The following is a 17,912-nucleotide window of genomic DNA, read 5'->3' as shown; positions in this document are numbered from 1 at the left end:
TTCGGGATCTGTTATCATATTAGTTAGAAAGGAATTTAGAGATCGACTTAATTCGACCTTGGAGCGTTGCAAAGCTTGCCCAAAATTATAAGTGATTCTTTAAAAATAATGTTTAATGTAAAATCTTAACCCTAACCATTCAACGGTTAGACCAAAAAAAGCCTTTTAGTGATATTATGAGTTGTTTCTTGCGAAATAATCAGTTGGTAGCACGCCTTTTTCTTTTTTAAATGCATTGTAAAAAGTTGCTAAATTTTTAAATCCAGATTCTTGTGCTACGGCTTCTATGGTAATTTTACCCCCTAAAATAGGATACTGTTTTAAAAAATATTCTATTCTATAACTATTGATCCAATCTCGAAAGTTTTTGCCAATTTCATTATTAAGTACGTAAGAGCAGTGATGAACTGGAATATTTAGTTTCGTTGCCAAGTCAATAATTTGTAAATCCTGTTTAAGGTAGATCTGCTCATCCTCCATTATCCTTTTAATTAGGTTGGTATATTGCAACAACAGTTCTGGAGAAAGATTATTCTTTTTTAGTGATGGGAAACTCTTTTTTGGGGTAATAGTTGGTTGTGTAGATGCAATTTCTTGATCCAATAAAACAGGTGTTGCTACAGTTTTTTTATCCCAGTCAATTGCAACCAACAAGTATCCATAAAACATTTTAGGCTTATGTATTGCATACGATAAGATACCAAGGAGTACAATGCAGTTGAGACTAATAAAAGAACTATGGTAGAATGGAATACTAAATGTTCGGAGTATTATGGGCAACATGCCCATTAATTGAAAGAGTGTTGCTACGCCGAGTAAAAAAAATATCCAGTCTTTACCGGGGTTTTCAGTACTGGTTTGTGTTCTAATTTTGGATTTGCTGATGGCTCGCCAGCACAGAAAAAGGTAAACTAAAATTAATATAGTTCTGCCTAAGTTGTGGAAATAAGAGGGGAATAATCCGCTTTTTGCAAATAAGGAAAGGTATCCGTTTTCTGCAAGTTGCTTAGCTATTATCTGCCAATTAAGCACTTCCGTCCCTGGCCAGGGTATAACATGGATAATTGCCAATAACCCCGGGATGAAATGAAGCCAGTCATTTTTGTGTAAGCCTTTTCTATCGGTAAGAAAGCCCGTAACATAAAGATAAAGACAGGCAGGAGCTGCAAAGTATAAAGGCGTAAAAAATTGAAAAAGTATGGATAGCGCTTGTTGTTGGTTAGATGTGATTATTAACGAAGTTAAAATTTGACCAAAACGAGCAAAAAATAAAAGTGAAAGCAGGATGTTATTTGTTTTATTACCTTTTTTAGCAAAAAACAGATGTACTGCAAATAAGAGTAAAAAAAAGCACGTGGTACTAACCAGAAAGTTCAAAAAATACATAGCGTTGATGCCAAGGTAGAGCTTAATTGTTTATCAAACTTGCTTTGGCAATAAAATTTTTGTTAAAAAAATACTAATGAATTTCGATGGGTATTCTGCTAAGGTAGGTAAAATAGATTGTTTTTAAGCATGAAAAGCCGCAATAGCGGCTTTGGAAAGTTTCAACACGCTTCCTGATAAAGTTAATTTTAAACGATTTAACTTAGTCCATATTTCGATACCATGAGCGAATAAAACAATTCTTCTTCAGATTTATTTTCTTATGAGTTAGGGAAAAATAAGAAGATGAATTTGGCTCAAGATAATTATCTTGGCATTTAGCCCTTTTTAACACTTAAAATGCTTCCTTGCGGGAAGTCTATCTTTTTGGTAATCTTTGCATATGGCAAGGTGATATTTGCTGTCTGCAAGTGACTTGTTTTACAGGTAGATTACTTGTAAACTTCCGAAGCTAACAAGCACCAAAGATGAATAACGTATAGCCTTTGCATCCTTTTCATTACTATGCTGCTCCAGCGTTTGAAGTAGCTGGATCAATGTCTGCCATTGATTTTTTTTAGCCGTAAAAACCTGGTAAAAATGCAAAGGCTTTGGGCGAGTGCATGCGTGATGATTTAAACTTTTTGACTAACTTTTGGTTGTACTGGTTTTATCATAAATATCAGCTTTGGTAATTTGCTCACCCATTGAAAACCATTGTTGTAATAGAAAAGTGAAACCCATTTTTGGCCTGTTTCAAATTGCTTGTTGCCGCATCCTTTTTAGCATGTGTAAAAGCTTTTTGGCGGTGTTCCAAAACGTTGATCAATTTAATTTTATTTGTAACAAAACATCGAAGCAGGATAACTCCTGAAATTCTTAATAATCGTTCTATTGTCAAAGCCTTATTTTATCTTCCTCAATCTCAAAATAAACAGTAATTTTGCGCTCTAATTTTAATAAATGAGAATCGCGATAAATGGGTTTGGAAGGATAGGAAGAACTTTTTTACGTTTAGCACTTGCGGAGGGTTTTGAAGTTGTGGCGATTAACGATTTGTCTGACCCAAAAACAATGGCTCATCTTTTTAAATATGATACCGTTCATGGTGTGTTTAAGGGGGAGGTTTCAGCAAAGCCCGATGCATTAGTTATCGATAATATTTCAATTCCGGTATTTTCAATTAAACACCCAATTCAGTTACCTTGGTCTGCTTTGAAAGTTGATATTGTGGTTGATTGTACCGGTAAAAATTTAAGCTTGGAAGATGCTGAAGGTCATTTGGCATCTGGTGCAAAGCAGGTAATTATTTCTGCACCTGCAGCTGATGATATTCCGATGGTGGTACTTGGTGTTAATGAAGAGGAAATAGATTTAAGGAGTAAAGTGCTTTCAAATGCCAGTTGTACAACCAACAACATTGCTCCAATGATTAAAATTTTAAACGATAACTGGGGCGTTGAAGAAGGGTATATCACTACAATTCACTCTATGACCGGGGATCAGAATTTGCATGACAGTAATCATAAAGATTTACGCCGGGCAAGGGCTGCTTCAGCATCTATTATTCCAACAACTACTGGTGCTGCAAAAGCAATTACACACATCTTTCCGGAGTTAGATGGTCGTTTAGGTGGTGCCGGAATCAGGGTGCCTGTTTTAAATGGTTCGTTAACCGATTTTACTTGTATTTTAAGGAAAAAGACAACAATCGAAGAAATAAACGCTGCTTTTAAAAATGCGGCTGAAGGCGATTTTAAACACGTTCTTGAATACACCGAGGATCCAATTGTTTCGGTAGATATTATTGATAACCCACATTCTTGTATATTTGATGCACAACTTACCTCCATTGTGGGCGATTTGGTGAAAGTAGTAGGCTGGTACGATAACGAATTTGGTTATAGCAGCCGATTGGTTGATTTAATAAAAAAAATAGCTTTATTAGAAGCCAAAGAATAGATAGCCTTTGGTAAATTACGGGAACGTTTGCATAAAGTAATTTTTGCCCATTTAAAAATAATTATGGTAAAATTCATCTCCAAAGAAGAGGTACTTCCCTTAAGAAGTCTGGTTCTGAGAAACGGTAAATCTTTTGAGCATTGTCTTTTTGATGGAGATGACGCTTATGATACATTTCACCTGGGATTTGAATTAGATGGCGAAATCCTTTCGATAGCTACATTTATGCGTAACGATTTCTTTGAAGGAGAAGGGGAGGGTTACCAACTAAGGGGTATGGCTACTCATCCCGATTACGGAGGGAAAGGTTATGGAGCTGCACTAATCCGTTTTGCTATAGAATATTTAAAAGAGTATCAAACCAGTTATTTGTGGTGCAACGCCCGTTCTACTGCGGCGGCATTTTACAAAAAAATTGGATTTACAACCGAATCACCCGAATTTGATATTCCGGGAATTGGGTTCCATTATGAAATGAAATTAAACTTAAATCAAAAATAATAGAGCATGAAAACAATAGACCAGCTTAACTTTAAAGATAAAAAAGCACTTATTCGTGTAGACTTCAACGTTCCTCTGGATGATGAATTTAAAATAACGGATGATAAGCGAATGCGTGCTGCTTTACCAACCATCGAAAAAATATTAAATGATGGTGGATCAGTTATTCTGATGTCGCATTTAGGTCGCCCAAAAGATGGACCAACAGATAAATATTCTTTAAAGCATATTCTTGGAGATTTGTCTCGTATGCTCGATTTAGAAGTGAAATTTGCTGACGATTGTATTGGTGAATCTGCTGTAAATCAGGCTAAAAATTTATTTCCAGGTCAGGTTTTGTTATTAGAGAATCTTCGTTTTTATAAAGAAGAGGAAAAAGGGGATGCCAGTTTCGCTGAAAAATTAGCAGCTTTGGGTGATGTGTATGTGAACGATGCTTTTGGTACAGCTCACCGTGCACATGCTTCTACTTCAATTATTGCTCAGTTTTTCCCTAACGCTAAATACTTCGGTTACTTAATGGCATCCGAATTAGAGAACGCAGAGAAAATATTAAATCATGCAGAACGACCATTCACAGCGATTATGGGTGGAGCAAAGGTTTCAGATAAAATTCTTTTAATTGAAAAATTATTGGATAAAGTAGATAATATCATCATTGGTGGAGGTATGGCTTATACTTTTGCAAAAGCTCAGGGCGGTGAAATCGGTACATCATTGTTAGAGGCAGATAAACAAGCACTTTCTTTAGAATTAATTGAAAAGGCTAAAGCAAAGGGTGTTAATCTGATCCTTCCGGTCGATACCGTTATTGCAGATAAATTTGCAAACGATGCCAATAAAAAAGATGTAGATTCTGGTCAGATTCCTGCAGATTGGATGGGACTTGATATTGGTCCTAAATCAGCAGCTTTATTTCAGGATGTAATTAAAAATTCTAAAACTTTACTTTGGAACGGACCTATGGGCGTTTTCGAAATGGAAAGCTTTGAAGTTGGTACAAAAGCTGTTGCTGAAGCAGTAGTTGCAGCAACTAAAGACAACGGTGCCTTCTCTTTAATTGGCGGTGGCGATTCGGCTGCGGCAATTGCTAAGTTTGGTATGGAAGATGCTGTTAGCTACGTTTCTACTGGCGGTGGCGCATTGCTCGAATATATGGAAGGTAAAGAATTGCCAGGTGTTAAAGCAATTAATGACTAAAGAATAATCATGTTTTGAGTTGTAACAAATACCAAAAAATTAATTAACACGGGTGTATGATAGTATAGTTATTCGAAAAACTTGTCTCATTCAGCCTGCCGAAATGCCTTAATTTAAAGGTTCTTCGGCTATGCTCAGAATGACAAATTTTATAATTATTACACAGTTCCTCTCTTTTTTGTATTTATAAAAGAAAACCTGGTTTACATAGTATTCCAGGTTTTTTCATTATGGATGAGAACTAATTAAAAGATTTAATTTTAAACACTATGATGTGTTTAAAAACTATTTATTGCTTTTGGATCGGAAAGCAAATTGAGGGATTAAGAGGCATTCTCAAACTCTTCAAACAATGTTTCTAAAATCGACTTTTCCAGAAAAACAGCACCGCTTGATACTTGCTCAACGGGTGTTAATACGATAAGAGATTCTTTATCACAATCTACAAAACTGGCTAGCTCCGTAAATTTATCTGGTGCGATTTTAAAAACCATCAAGGTTTTTTTCTTCGAGTTAAGCATTTTGTAAGTATTAGTTTGGTTCAGCGGGGACGATAATTCTTCATAAGGACTTTAAACTAATTCAATTATAAAGCACTTACAAAAATTCACTATTTATGCCTTAACACCACCATTCCAATGGAATTATTATGTACTGATATCATAAATCATTACATATTTAAGCATTTTTAAGGTCTGAAAGATAGGCTGAGGGGGTTTTGTCCATTGCTTTTTTAAAAGCAACAAAAAAGGTATTTCTAGATGCGAAGCCAGCGTCCGTTGCAATAGCTTCCAAAGTTAATTGTTTCCAGTCTCCTCTATCAAGCCTGTTTTTGATGTAAGTTATCCGAAGATTATTAATATACGTATTGAAGTTTAGCTGATAGTAATTGTTGAATAAATCGGATAGCTTATGACTTGGGACATTCAGCAAAGAAGCAAGATCGCTAAGGGTAAGCCCGTTTTGCCTGAAAATTTCTTTTTCAATCATAAATAGCTCTACTTGATGAACCAAATTTTCATCAATAATTTTATGCTTTGCTCTTTCAATTGTTGAACTTCCTACTGTGTGAATTGTATTATTATTTTTTAAACTATCCACTAGTGGCAAATGTTCGCCCGATTCCACAGTTTTGGTAAATCCAAAAATAAGTTCTGGATTGATGAAAAATGATAAGCTAAATATCAACAGACAAAAGCACATTAATAGGATTAGTTTGCTTTGGTGTAGAATAAACCATGCATTATTCATGTCTTTTAATATCGAAATATTAATAACAAGCATTCCAACGAATATGAGGGTACAAATACTGGTAAATAAATATACCCACCTGATGGTCTTGGAATTAAGTCTTTTCTTAACAGCTTGTCTTGCAAGCCGGAATTGTAAAAGGGAATAAATTAATGCCGACAAGGGAAAAGTAAACCAGTGCCAGGGTTGTACAATATATTTATTACTGGAAAATGCAAAATGAATATCCGAGGCAATTTTATTTACAATTTCCTGCTGTCTGGAATAATCGAGCAAATTATATGGTAAAACTGAGATAACTGCTGGAATAATGATTAAAAAGTGAAATAAATCAACTTTTCTAAATTTAGAATAGACATGATTAAGCGAGCCTCTAACGTACAGGTAAAAACATGGAGCAATAAGATAATATAGTGGGAGTCCCTTATTAAATAATAGAGGGTAATTTCTGATGTATCCAGAATTGGTCATCAAGTACATAAAGGCATACCAGACGATTCCGAAAATAGCAATGACTAATAAAAGGTTGAGGTATTTTTTAGCACGACCATACAATGAAAGTTGTACGATGACTAAGGAGAGGATAAATATTGCGCCAATAACGGTAAAAAAAAAGGGATGCAAAGCTTGAATTTGTTTAGGGATCCAAAAGTATCAATAATATTTACTAGAGCGTGTTCCTTTTCCTCTATACTAATTAAAATAACAAATTATTTACTTTTTGGTTTTTCAGGGCATGAATCTCTCCTTGGAAATAAGTCTTTAGTGTAGGTGGTAAGCGTTAAGAGATCTCAATCGGGCGGGAGGTTCATCCTCATCAATGGGATCCCCATCGCAACAATGTTAGAGGGACCGGGCAGGAAAGCCGTGTTAAAAACGATTATATGAGTAGGATTGCCACAGAAACCCGAAAAATCCATACCGGTATGATAGCTCATGACGAGCAGGTCGATTGGGAAACAATCTGCAACCATTCTTGCAATTTTTCAGGAACACAATGAAAAAGTAGCGGAACTTATCGGAAATGGCTACTGTAAAAATACACTTAAAACATATAGGAGCTCAATAAAACATCTTCGCTTATACATCAAGACAATACGACAAAGCCGATTACCCCTTGATCTGGGTAAACTTTGGATTCATTACCGGTTACGAGTATTATCTCTGGGTTGAAAAAGAATGTATGGCCATATCTGCACAAAAAGATAAGCGCAATAAGCGGAGAAAAGAACGAAAGTCGCATCCGACAGTCATTAGGAAACTAACCGGGGATTTCCTAAGTTGGGGTGGCCATTAACACAGTTGGCTATGTTTGAAGATACTCAATACCCGATATGGAAGTAGATCAATGGAAGTAGATTCTGGATAATCCCTGTCGTCATTGGGAAATACCAAGGAATTTTTTATCAAACTGTATTCAATTGGGTACATTGAAGAGAGGATATCCCTGATTTCAGATTAGATGCAAGTGAATATTCGGATTACTCATCATGATTCCTACTTTTCTTATTATAAATATTTAGTTCGGGGAGGGCTTTATCAACCTGTAATATACAGATCAGTCAGTCTTCCAATTTCTGTAAAATCTCGAAACTTTAACGGGCAGGAAAAACCAGATACGTCAAAAAGAACTTGACACATGGCTATTGAAAGTATCAAAAATTAATTCCGGCCACGTTCGGTTTTGGGGTTAGTTGGCTGTCGGTGTTGATCATCCAAACCGTGAGCCTGGATTTAATTTGACGGCCGAAAGTGCTGGATCCTTACAGTTTCCAAAATGTTGATCGGCCTTAATTTCGAGACTGGCATGCTGGAATAGTTTCTCATACTGATGAGGTAAGGGGTTAGGTGCGAGTCCAACAGCTTCGGCGCTGTTAAAACATAAAAATGCGTCGATAAAAAAAAATGTTTTCATTTGGATATTTTTCCTTTTGTTTTTTCTGCTCCCTAATTTTGTTAAAATATAAACAGAAAAAAGGCTATATCATCATCCAAAACCACCCTGTTTTTTTATATTTATCGGCGTTGGCAATAGTCCGTCTGCCTTAAATGCCTATCATTACCAATCATGTTATGCCCTCTGTTAATTACTGGTGTTTAAACTAAGTCCAGTTCCAGCGAAAAGTGTTTTCCAGATGAACCGAGAACCTAGAGCGTAGTTCTGAAATAGATTCTCCTGTCCATCTTAGCCAGTACTGATAGCCTCATTGGATATTTAAACTTTCTGATGAGAGAGAAGCATTTTATCGCCTTTCTGGTTGACCTTAAATTTCGTCCAATCTCAAGCCAAATCCAATAGAACCCCAGCCTTCGAGGGTTATGGTTTAATCTTCCCGAAACCTTAACCGGATGTGCCGATCTGCGATTCTATTTCCACGATCAGCCGTTTCCTGGCCTGACTATAGGTTATAGGGTCTGAAAACTCCTCTATTATTTTGTCCCGTATGTTCGCAGCCCCTGAGTTCTGGTATATTTCCGGTGTGCTTGCGAGACGATAGGTATCCATGTCTCCAAATCCTCTGAGCTGCTTTACCTTCACCAGTAGTTGTTTTAGCTCATGATTCTTTTTTTTAGGATCTATAATGGCCATTCTCGTGTGAGGAGGTAATGTGATGTAATAAAAAGCTTTTGTGAATGCAATTGCATTCTCATTCCCCTGAAGACAAAAATCGGGACATAATTTGCGCTGGATTGATCAAACATATAAACCTAACATATTAATTCAGTCAGATCTTTCCATTTCCTTACAATTTAGAGGAGTTATGTAGTATTAGTAAGGATGCTTCTTGCGTATGATTTATTCTATTAGTTTAATTGCGTATTGACGGTTGGATCCGCTGGCTGGGAAAGCGGGATTAGATAAAAAACCTTTATATTATTGCTTTTGACGACGATTGAAACTCGGATCAATCAACTATGGCGGTGATTTGTCAGTATGCTGAATAATATTACAGCTACATGGGTTTCTGAATTCCATAATTGTTCTTATATTTCACCTGTCGAGATGCTGCACAGAAAGAACAAAAGGTATCACGCGATAGACTATTTTATTGACGAGGAGGAGATGATGATAAAAGACAAACTGTTACTTAAGTTTCTTGCGGGGATAAGGGAGCCAGCGGTGATCCTTAGCCCTGTTTCTGGCACCTTCCATATACAGGCTGCAAACGAAAGTTACTGCGATCTATTGGGCTTTACCGAAAAAAAATTGCTGGGGTTGGATCTTTTTGGGGTTTTATCCCTTCGGACCGAGGATGCAACCAGGATGTGGAACGTACTGAATGGTCTAAAGGGCAGTAATTCTGAAGCAAGTCAATGCCTTGCAGACTATTCCAATAAATCTTCTCTACCACATGGTCACCGCCCAGAATATGAGGTCAAGAGTATTCTACTTGCCTCCCGTTCAGAAAACTCCATTTATATCCTTCAAACGGTAAATGAAATTCTTGTCAGCGATCCCGTTTCGGGAAAAACTCTTTTTCCCATGTTCAGTCACCGTGCAGATAATTGCGCCATTTTGCACTCCGTCGCCCAGGGCACAGAAGAACCTTTCGTGCTTTTGGACAGGGAACTTAGGATCACATTTTTTAACAACAAATTTTATTCTTTATATAAGGAGTATTATGGAAAATCCATTGAGGTAGGGCGCCATATTCTAGAATACGCCCAGGAGAACAGACGCCAAATAGTAGCAGAAATATACAAGAAGGTACTGGGAGGCGAGTCTGCGCAGTCCGAGATTACCGCCCAGGTGACAGCAAATCTACTTAAGAAACTTCAGCTCATCTTCAAGCCTATAGTCGGCTCTTCTGAAACGGTTGAAGGTGTTTTTGTTTCCGCGAAGGATATTACGCTACAGCTTCAAACGGAAAAACAACTTTTGGACAACGAAAGAGATCTTGAAATTATATACGACAACCTGCAGGATGCGATTTTTGTAGTCGATGTTTGCCATGACAATGCCTTCAGGTTTAGAACAGTCAACAAGGCTTTTCTAAGGATTACCGGTCTTTCCGAGGCGGAAGTTTTAAATAGCCTGATCGAGGAGGTGATACCTGAAACACATCTCAATGCAACCCTTTCGCACTATAAAGAATGTATTTCAACTGGGATTCCGATTAGCCGGGAAGAAGCAGTACTCTATCCTACAGGGGAGAGGACAGTCATCATAACCGTAACACCTGTCTTCGACAATGTTGGGAAGTGCGAGAAACTGATCGGATCTATCCATGACATCACCCATCACAGAGAACTTGAAAAAGAGATGGAGTCAACAAACCGAAAGCTTTCCAGGATTTTGGAAGCCTCTCCAGATGTCATATCCACTCTGGACATGTTCGGGAATTTTATAAGTTTGAGTGCTGCCTCGAAACTTATGTGGGGCTATCCACCCGAATCACTCGTGGGCAGGTCCATAGGGGATTTTCTGCATATTGAGGATAAAAAAGCGATGAAGAAAGTGCTTGATGAAATCGTTCAGGGAGGGGAAAGTATTCAAATAGAGAATAGGATGCGACGTTCTGACAGAACATATATCACGTTGGTTTGGTCCATGCGCTGGGATGATAAAGATCAGATAATCTTTGCAGTAGCAAAGGACGGAACAGAAAAACAGCTGGCTCAGGAAAAACTTATGATGAGTGAGCAGCGGTTCAAAGCCCTAGTACAGGACGGTTCAGATCTTATTGCGATTCTAGATGTTAATGGGGACTACATGTATGTCAGCCCGACCTCACAGTCCGTATTGGAAACACCGCCAGATGAATACATCGGCAAGAATGCTTTCGAGTTTATACATCCGGAAGACAGAGATGCCACTATGGCCGGATTTCACAGGCTAGGTACCGACCGTAAAATTGCCCTTCCGCCTTTTCGTTTCAGACACCATGACGGTAGCTGGAGATGGATGGAAACAGTTATTACCAACCTTATCGATGAGCCAGCGGTTAAAGGTGTTGTTGCAAATTCAAGGGATATAACCGACAGGATAGACACGCAAAAAGCAATTTTGCGTATTAATGAAAGATATAGATTTGCTACCAAAGCAACTTCCGATGCGATATGGGACTGGGACATCGAAACAAATAAGATTTATTGGGGTGATGGCCTTCAAAGGCTATTCTTTTGGGATTCACATCAGCTTAGCTCCGATATTGGTGCCTGGGCAAATCTTGTTCATCCAGATGATTTTGCCCGGGTAAACAGTAAACTTGACCTACTTTTGGAATCCTCGGAAAATCAGTGGTCCGACGAATATCGGTTAAAAAGGGGAGATGGCGAATTTTCTATTGTTATGGATAAGGGGTTTATCGTTAGAGATGATAATGGAAGTGCAATTAGGATGGTTGGTGCCATAAAGGATGTTACCAAGCAGCGTAAAGAGGAACATCAACTAAAACTGCTGGAATCGGTGGTCACCCAGACGAGTGATTTAGTCATGATCACCGATGCGAATTACCAAGACGCAAAAATTATTTATGTAAATGACTCGTTTTGCCACACTACGGGGTATAGCGCCACAGAACTGCTAGGCAGATCACCCAGCTTACTGCAGGGCAAAAAAACGGACAGGAAGGAGCTTGATAAATTAGCAAATTGTTTAAAGCGTGGAGAATCCTGTCAGATCTCTGTTGTTAACTACAAAAAGAATGGCGAAGAGTTTTGGAACAGTTTTTCGGTCAGCCCTGTAGCCGATAAAGACGGTTCGATTATTCATCTTATATCAATTGGGCGTGATATAACCGGGCTTATGAATTTACAGCAACAGGAAAAAATCATGTCATCGGTTAGTCAGATATTCAGCAGAAACCGTGGTTTAATGGAAGCGATTGAGAAAACAATGAAACTGCTAGCCAGATCCGGAAAATATGAATATTCAGAAATCTGGATGCTCGACCACGACGGACTGCAAATGAGTCTAATGGGCAGGCTAGCGCCAGACAGTAATCAGGAAAATACAGAAACCCATACGGACACAATCCGCAAGTTAAAGCGGTCAAAGGGTTTTGCTGGAATGGTGTGGAAAACCAGTAGCATACAGTTTGGGAATATTGCGGGCATCAGTGGAGATTTTATTAGCAAGAAAAACCCTTCCAATGATCTAATATATCAGGTCTGCGGTATTCCACTTTTTGATGATAAGGAAATTATAGGGGTACTTGTTTTTGGTGCTCAGGGACGAAAAATTAAATGGGATTCGGAAGCCACTCTTGAACGCCTTGGGCTGCATCTTGGTGCAGAAATCAGACGAAAACAGCTTGAGCAGGAACTTGAACAGCTCTTTGATTTTGCCCCAGATATTATTGCCATTTCGGACTTTGAAGGCTATTTCAAGAAAATAAATCCTGCAGCTAGCACTATTCTCGGTTATACAGATGTAGAACTTATTTCCAAACCGTTTACTGATTTTCTTCATCCTGAAGAGAAAAGGGGAGCTATTGACAGAATAAAAGCCCAACGAGCTGCGGGGTCTGTCTATTTTATCGAGGAAAGGTATATTACGCGAACAGGAAAACTCAAATGGCTAGCCTGGACTTCACAAATAATGGAAGATAGGGGACTGATTTTTTCTGTCGGCAAGGATATTACCGAGCGTAAAAACCTGGAGGATCTCCTGCATAGAACCAATAGTCTTGCCCGGGTAGGAAGCTGGGAGATTGACGTTGTGGCGGGTACGGTCTACTGGTCTGATGTGACAAAAGAGATCAGGGAGGTTGAGCCTGATTTTGAACCAGATATTGACACTGGTATATCTTACTTTAGAAGTGAAAATGAAAGACTAACAATCAGGAAAAGGGTGGACGAATGCATTGCAAACGGTATTCCCTGGGACGAAGAGCTGGAGATACTAACTTTTAAGGGAAATCCGAAATGGATCAGAACGATAGGACAGGCGGAGATGCTCGATGGTAAGTGCATTCGGATATTCGGTAGTTTCCAGGATATCGATGCAAGGAAAAGGGCTGAATTAGAAGCTGAATCGGTTCTCAGATATCTTGAGGAGTCAGAAAAAAGGTACAGTGAGCTCTTTCATCTGAGCCCATTACCTATGTGGGTTTATGATTGTGATACCCTAAAATTTCTGGATGTAAACCAAACGGCAATGTCGCATTACGGTTATGGTTACGAAGAGTTTATGGATATGACTCTAAAGGATATCAGGCCAGCAGAAGAAATTCCGGCTATGGAAGAAACTGTGAGGTTAACTAGGGAGAAAGGCTACCACTTTTACCAAGGGTTGTTCCGGCACAACAAAAAGAACGGAGAGGTTATTGATGTAGAGATCAAGAGCAACATCATTGATTTCAAGGGAAGAAACGCGAAAGTGGTCGTAGTACATGACATTACAGACCGGTTGAAATATTTTAATGCAATGGAGAAACAGAATAAGGTCTTGAAAGAAATTTCCTGGATTCAGTCCCATGTGGTTAGGGCACCACTTGCAAAACTAATGGGACTTGTCACGCTATTAGCAAAACCTTCCATGCAGAACAAGGATAAACAGAACTTTCTAATTGCTAATATCGAACACTGCACGGCGGAACTTGATACAATAGTTAGAGAGATAACAGAAAAATCTGAAAAAATTAAGTGAGCTGTAATGAAAAATATAATTCTGGTAGTTGACGACGACAGTATGGTACTGTTCATTCATGAGATGGTCATAGAAGAGAGCAACCTGACTGCCAAAACAGAATATTTTCTTTCGGCGGGTGACGCACTCCATAGGATCGCAGCAGAATCAGATTCAGATGCATGTTTTTTGATTTTTCTGGACATAAATATGCCCATTTTAAATGGATGGCAGATGCTGGAACGGTTAAGTGTTCATCAAAAAAGAGAAAAGATTCACGTTGTAATGGTATCTTCTTCTATCGATCAGGTGGATGTTGAAATGGCCGACTCCAATGATATGGTTTTGAACTATCTGTCCAAGCCATTGAAAGAGGAAGATCTTGAGCGTTTGAAGGAAGATAAATTGCTCGCTCCTTTTTTTACGGCCAATACCTAGAGTACCTCGTCGGTTAACCGGCATGGCCTGACATTAACTGCACGAAGACCCGGTCTGCTCATTGTAAATTTTTAAAGTTCCAAACTCAAACTTTTTTGGAATCCTTGAAACAGGCATGAGGCGGAAGCTGATTTCCTGGTTGTTCAAGTCTCGTATAAGCCCAAAGCACTGAAGGCGGCAATAGTATAATATGATTCCTTTGGTCATTATCCGTTGTTTTTGTTGGCTAGGATTCTGTAGATATAACTATTCCTCCCTAAGGGGTGTTAAGATCGCTGATTACTGATCAACCTGCAATAGTCATCAGGCCGTTGATAGCATCACCTGGTCTCCCTTTGCTGTTGAATGAAATTGTACCAGAGCTCATTGTTGGTAGACATTCCGTTAAAATCAATCAGAAGATATATCTCCGAACAATCTGTTTTGATCTTCAATGGAGTCCACGGTCCACCCCTGTCTTTTTTTGCTGTGTGAAATAGAGGTCAAAGCCTAGAGAGATCTGCTGGTTAGCCCTGATTTCGATTACCAGTTGATCTTTCCCCAAAATGACGATTCTTTCCCCGGTCAGCATGATCTTTTCACTCCAAATGGCGGATCTCGGCTCACGGGATAAAAAACAGTACCATCTTTTGTCCATGATCTCCATTTGGTTGCTTTTTTATGGCACCCCCCCCCATTACTTCTGCCTCTATCAACATTTCATATTCCTTTTCAGCAATGTATCTGATATGATTTGATCGAATAAATACAGTGATGATTGATATGGTGTAATTTCAAGGTCTGAAACTTCAAAAAGTTCCCTTAGAAACCATACAAACAGAATAAAATCTGCACAAATATGAAAATATTTTCCCGGGTTGTATTCGCATCACAGCAATCAACTTTCAACCAAGGGCAGTCTTATGGTGTATTAATCAATTTTTGCAGTCCTTAACCTCAAAGAATTTAGTATGACTGATACAGAGCTCAGGCTCATAGCCAGTGCTGCGACCATAGGGGAAAGCAAAAGGCCAAAACTTGGATAGAGCAGTCCAGCGGCCAGGGGAATTCCCAGTATGTTATAGCCTAGGGCAAACAATAAGTTACCTTTAATATTACCCATTACCTTCTGGCTTAACAGGCGAGCCTTTGCAATTCCGTTCAAATCTCCTTTTACCAGGGTAATCGATGCACTTTCAATAGCAACATCGGTTCCGGTACCCATAGCAATTCCTATGTCAGCCTGAGATAATGCAGGAGCATCATTAATACCGTCACCGGCCATCGCCACCTTTTTTCCTTCGGCTTGCAGTTTCTTTACTTCATTGAGTTTATCTTCCGGTAACATTTGAGCTCTGAAGCCATTCAGATTCAGGGTTTCACTTACTGACCTTGCCGTATCCTCATTATCTCCTGTAAACATGATGACCTGTAAGCCTTCATCCTGAAGTTTTTTGATAGCGGCAGCGCTGGATGGCTTAATCTTATCAGAAATAACCACAAACCCAATAGCCTTATTTCCTACAGCAAGATAAGAAACTGTTTTGCCCTGCTTTTGAGCAGCCCTAACCTGCGACTCTAAATCAGGATCGATTTTGGCCTTAACGTGTTCCATCAATTTTTGGTTGCCTAAAGCAAGCTTTTCCTCTTTTAGAGTGCCTGTTACCCCTTTACCTGTTACGGCCTCGAAATTTGAAATCGCCAGAACCTTTACCTTGTTTTCTTCTCCGTAACGTAGTGTTGCCTGCGCCAAAGGATGCTCACTGCTGCTGTTCAATGCGACTATTGCTTCAAGGATTTTCTTTTCATCAAAATCTGGATCTGCACTAACAACCTTTTCAACTGATGGTTTCCCTTCGGTAACCGTTCCGGTTTTATCAATAATTACCACATTAATCGTATTCATTTTTTCCAATGATTCTGCATTCTTGATGAGTATGCCGGACTGGGCGCCCTTTCCAACGCCCACCATTACAGACATTGGTGTGGCAAGGCCAAGCGCACAAGGACAGGCAATGATCAATACGGCAATAGCATTTACAAAAGCATAGACATACGCAGGATCAGGGCCATACATCGCCCAGAGTACGAATGTCAATATGGAAATCCCCACCACTACCGGAACGAAATATCCCGAAATCCTATCCGCCATTTTTTGGATCGGTGCCTTTGACCGGCTGGCGGAATTGACCATTTCAATGATCTGTGAAAGCAGTGTTTCCGAGCCTACCTTTTCGGCAAGCATGACAAAGGTTTTGTTCCCGTTAATAGTACCTGACCTTACTTTGTCTCCGATCTTTTTCTCTATGGGAACAGGTTCCCCAGAGATCATGGATTCATCTATTATGGCTTCTCCTGTTTTGATACTTCCATCAACAGGTATTTTTTCTCCGGGTTTCACCCTCAACAAATCTCCCTTTTGAATGCGATCTATGGAAACTGTCGTTTCTATATCTCCTACGATCTTTGTGGCTGTATTTGGGGCCAATTTTAACAATTCCTTGATGGCGCTATTGGTTTTGCCATGTGCCCTCGCTTCCAAAAGCTGTCCAAGCAGAACCAGGGTCAAGATTACGGTTGCTGCCTCAAAATACACATATACCGTACCATGATGGGTCTTGAACTGATCTGGGAAAATATCGGGAAAAAGCAGGGCGACAAGGCTAAAAAGCCAGGCCACCCCCGCACCGATACCGATCAGGGTAAACATGTTCAGTTTCCATGTAATTATGGATTGCCATGCACGCTCAAAGAACATCCGTGTTGCATAAAACACCACAGGGATAGAAAAAACAAACTGAACCCAGTTCCAATATCTCAGCTCCATTAAATTAAACATGGGATTATTGGGAATCATCTCCGTCATCGCTATGATAAAAATGGGGATAGTGAAAATGGTCGCGATCTTGAATTTACGCACCAATGTCCCATAGGTTTTATCCTCTGCTTCCAAATTCACGCCCATCGGCACCAGATCCATCCCGCATATCGGACATGCACCCGGCTGATCCCTGATAATTTCGGGGTGCATAGGGCAGGTAAACTGGGTGGACTGGATTAATTCAGGCTGCGTTACTAAATCCATTCCACAAACAGGACAGTTCCCAGATTTGTTATACGTTTTATCTCCTTCACAATGCATTGGACAGTAATAAACCCCACCGGTATATTCCTTTCCCACCTTTGACTGAGCTTCACCATGACCTTGTCCATGATGTGAATGACGGGACGAGTTTTGGATCGGTTTATTTTCCTGTGGCTCATGAGCTTCCATTTCAATAGCATAATTTCCCGCGGCTGATAATGCCTCCTGCAACTTTCCAGTCGGAAAATGCCTGTCCATGGTTATGATTGCTTCAGCAGGTTCCAGAGTGACCTCCGCAGAAATGCCATCAATTCCATTCAACGCATTTTCAACCTTGGTTCGGCAGCCCTGACAGCTCATTCCGTTTATTCTATAGGTATGTTTCATGATGTGATGATTAATTAGGTTAATAATTTAGTGTTAATCCGGCGCCGTAGCCCATATCACTATAGTCCAAAATATTTGGTAACGATATATCTAAAGCCCGCCAAGTACTCTTTATCGGTATTGACCATAACCTGAAAGCGCAATCTTTTGGAGATGGGTACATCTTCCCGT

General features: G+C 39.4%; 10 protein-coding genes. 5 read left to right on the top strand and 5 right to left on the bottom strand.

What is annotated here, in order from left to right; translation table 11 throughout:
- Positions 1–174: 174 nt before the first annotated feature.
- Positions 175–1,386, bottom strand: a complete 1,212-nt coding sequence (locus ACFOUY_RS17255) for a helix-turn-helix domain-containing protein (RefSeq protein ID WP_378962449.1) — start codon at positions 1,384–1,386, stop codon at positions 175–177.
- Between the two features lie 942 nt (positions 1,387–2,328).
- On the opposite strand from ACFOUY_RS17255, the gene gap reads away from it, so the two are divergent.
- The 3 genes from gap to ACFOUY_RS17240 all read left to right on the top strand — a co-directional run bounded on the left by gap (position 2,329) and on the right by ACFOUY_RS17240 (position 5,028).
- Positions 2,329–3,327 (top strand): type I glyceraldehyde-3-phosphate dehydrogenase, encoded by a 999-nt coding sequence (gene gap / locus ACFOUY_RS17250; RefSeq protein WP_378962447.1) that lies wholly within the window; start codon positions 2,329–2,331, stop codon positions 3,325–3,327.
- A gap of 63 nt (positions 3,328–3,390) precedes the next feature.
- Complete coding sequence (locus tag ACFOUY_RS17245) at positions 3,391–3,828, top strand: GNAT family N-acetyltransferase (RefSeq protein WP_378962446.1); 438 nt, start codon at positions 3,391–3,393, stop codon at positions 3,826–3,828.
- Positions 3,829–3,834: 6 nt separating this feature from the next.
- Positions 3,835–5,028 (top strand): phosphoglycerate kinase, encoded by a 1,194-nt coding sequence (locus tag ACFOUY_RS17240; protein ID WP_378962445.1) that lies wholly within the window; start codon positions 3,835–3,837, stop codon positions 5,026–5,028.
- 323 nt (positions 5,029–5,351) lie between these two features.
- Here ACFOUY_RS17240 and ACFOUY_RS17235 read toward each other — a convergent pair whose 3' ends face one another.
- From ACFOUY_RS17235 to ACFOUY_RS17225, 3 genes are all read right to left on the bottom strand, one after another.
- Positions 5,352–5,549, bottom strand: coding sequence for a hypothetical protein (locus ACFOUY_RS17235; RefSeq protein ID WP_378962444.1), 198 nt, complete (start codon positions 5,547–5,549; stop codon positions 5,352–5,354).
- A 157-nt stretch (positions 5,550–5,706) separates the two neighbouring features.
- Positions 5,707–6,903 (bottom strand): helix-turn-helix domain-containing protein, encoded by a 1,197-nt coding sequence (locus tag ACFOUY_RS17230; protein ID WP_378962443.1) that lies wholly within the window; start codon positions 6,901–6,903, stop codon positions 5,707–5,709.
- 1,717 nt (positions 6,904–8,620) lie between these two features.
- A complete protein-coding gene (locus tag ACFOUY_RS17225; RefSeq protein WP_378962442.1) occupies positions 8,621–8,869 on the bottom strand; it encodes a hypothetical protein in 249 nt (82 codons plus the stop codon).
- A gap of 345 nt (positions 8,870–9,214) precedes the next feature.
- Between ACFOUY_RS17225 and ACFOUY_RS17220 the strand changes: the two genes are divergently transcribed.
- Positions 9,215–13,873 carry a PAS domain S-box protein gene (locus ACFOUY_RS17220; protein ID WP_378962441.1) on the top strand — a complete coding sequence of 1,553 codons (4,659 nt, stop codon included), beginning with the start codon at positions 9,215–9,217 and terminating at the stop codon, positions 13,871–13,873.
- Between the two features lie 6 nt (positions 13,874–13,879).
- Positions 13,880–14,290 carry a response regulator gene (locus tag ACFOUY_RS17215; RefSeq protein ID WP_378962440.1) on the top strand — a complete coding sequence of 137 codons (411 nt, stop codon included), beginning with the start codon at positions 13,880–13,882 and terminating at the stop codon, positions 14,288–14,290.
- A gap of 910 nt (positions 14,291–15,200) precedes the next feature.
- Here the strand turns inward: ACFOUY_RS17215 and ACFOUY_RS17210 are convergent.
- On the bottom strand, positions 15,201–17,741 hold the full coding sequence (locus tag ACFOUY_RS17210) for a heavy metal translocating P-type ATPase (RefSeq protein ID WP_378962439.1): 2,541 nt from the start codon (positions 17,739–17,741) through the stop codon (positions 15,201–15,203).
- Positions 17,742–17,912 lie beyond the last annotated feature (171 nt).

Origin of the sequence: Pedobacter jamesrossensis (assembly GCF_042650905.1) — a bacterium.
GTDB classification, from domain to species: domain Bacteria; phylum Bacteroidota; class Bacteroidia; order Sphingobacteriales; family Sphingobacteriaceae; genus Pedobacter; species Pedobacter jamesrossensis.
This window is presented reverse-complemented; position numbering and strand designations above follow the sequence as displayed.

Excerpts from the sequence above, each read along its gene's own strand:
- ACFOUY_RS17245 (WP_378962446.1), top strand. The coding sequence starts at position 3,391 with ATGGTAAAATTCATCTCCAAAGAAGAGGTACTTCCCTTAAGAAGTCTG.
- ACFOUY_RS17255 (WP_378962449.1), bottom strand. The coding sequence starts at position 1,386 with ATGTATTTTTTGAACTTTCTGGTTAGTACCACGTGCTTTTTTTTACTC.
- ACFOUY_RS17235 (WP_378962444.1), bottom strand. The coding sequence starts at position 5,549 with ATGCTTAACTCGAAGAAAAAAACCTTGATGGTTTTTAAAATCGCACCA.
- ACFOUY_RS17220 (WP_378962441.1), top strand. The coding sequence starts at position 9,215 with ATGCTGAATAATATTACAGCTACATGGGTTTCTGAATTCCATAATTGT.
- gap (WP_378962447.1), top strand. The coding sequence starts at position 2,329 with ATGAGAATCGCGATAAATGGGTTTGGAAGGATAGGAAGAACTTTTTTA.
- ACFOUY_RS17210 (WP_378962439.1), bottom strand. The coding sequence starts at position 17,741 with ATGAAACATACCTATAGAATAAACGGAATGAGCTGTCAGGGCTGCCGA.
- ACFOUY_RS17240 (WP_378962445.1), top strand. The coding sequence starts at position 3,835 with ATGAAAACAATAGACCAGCTTAACTTTAAAGATAAAAAAGCACTTATT.
- ACFOUY_RS17225 (WP_378962442.1), bottom strand. The coding sequence starts at position 8,869 with ATGGCCATTATAGATCCTAAAAAAAAGAATCATGAGCTAAAACAACTA.
- ACFOUY_RS17215 (WP_378962440.1), top strand. The coding sequence starts at position 13,880 with ATGAAAAATATAATTCTGGTAGTTGACGACGACAGTATGGTACTGTTC.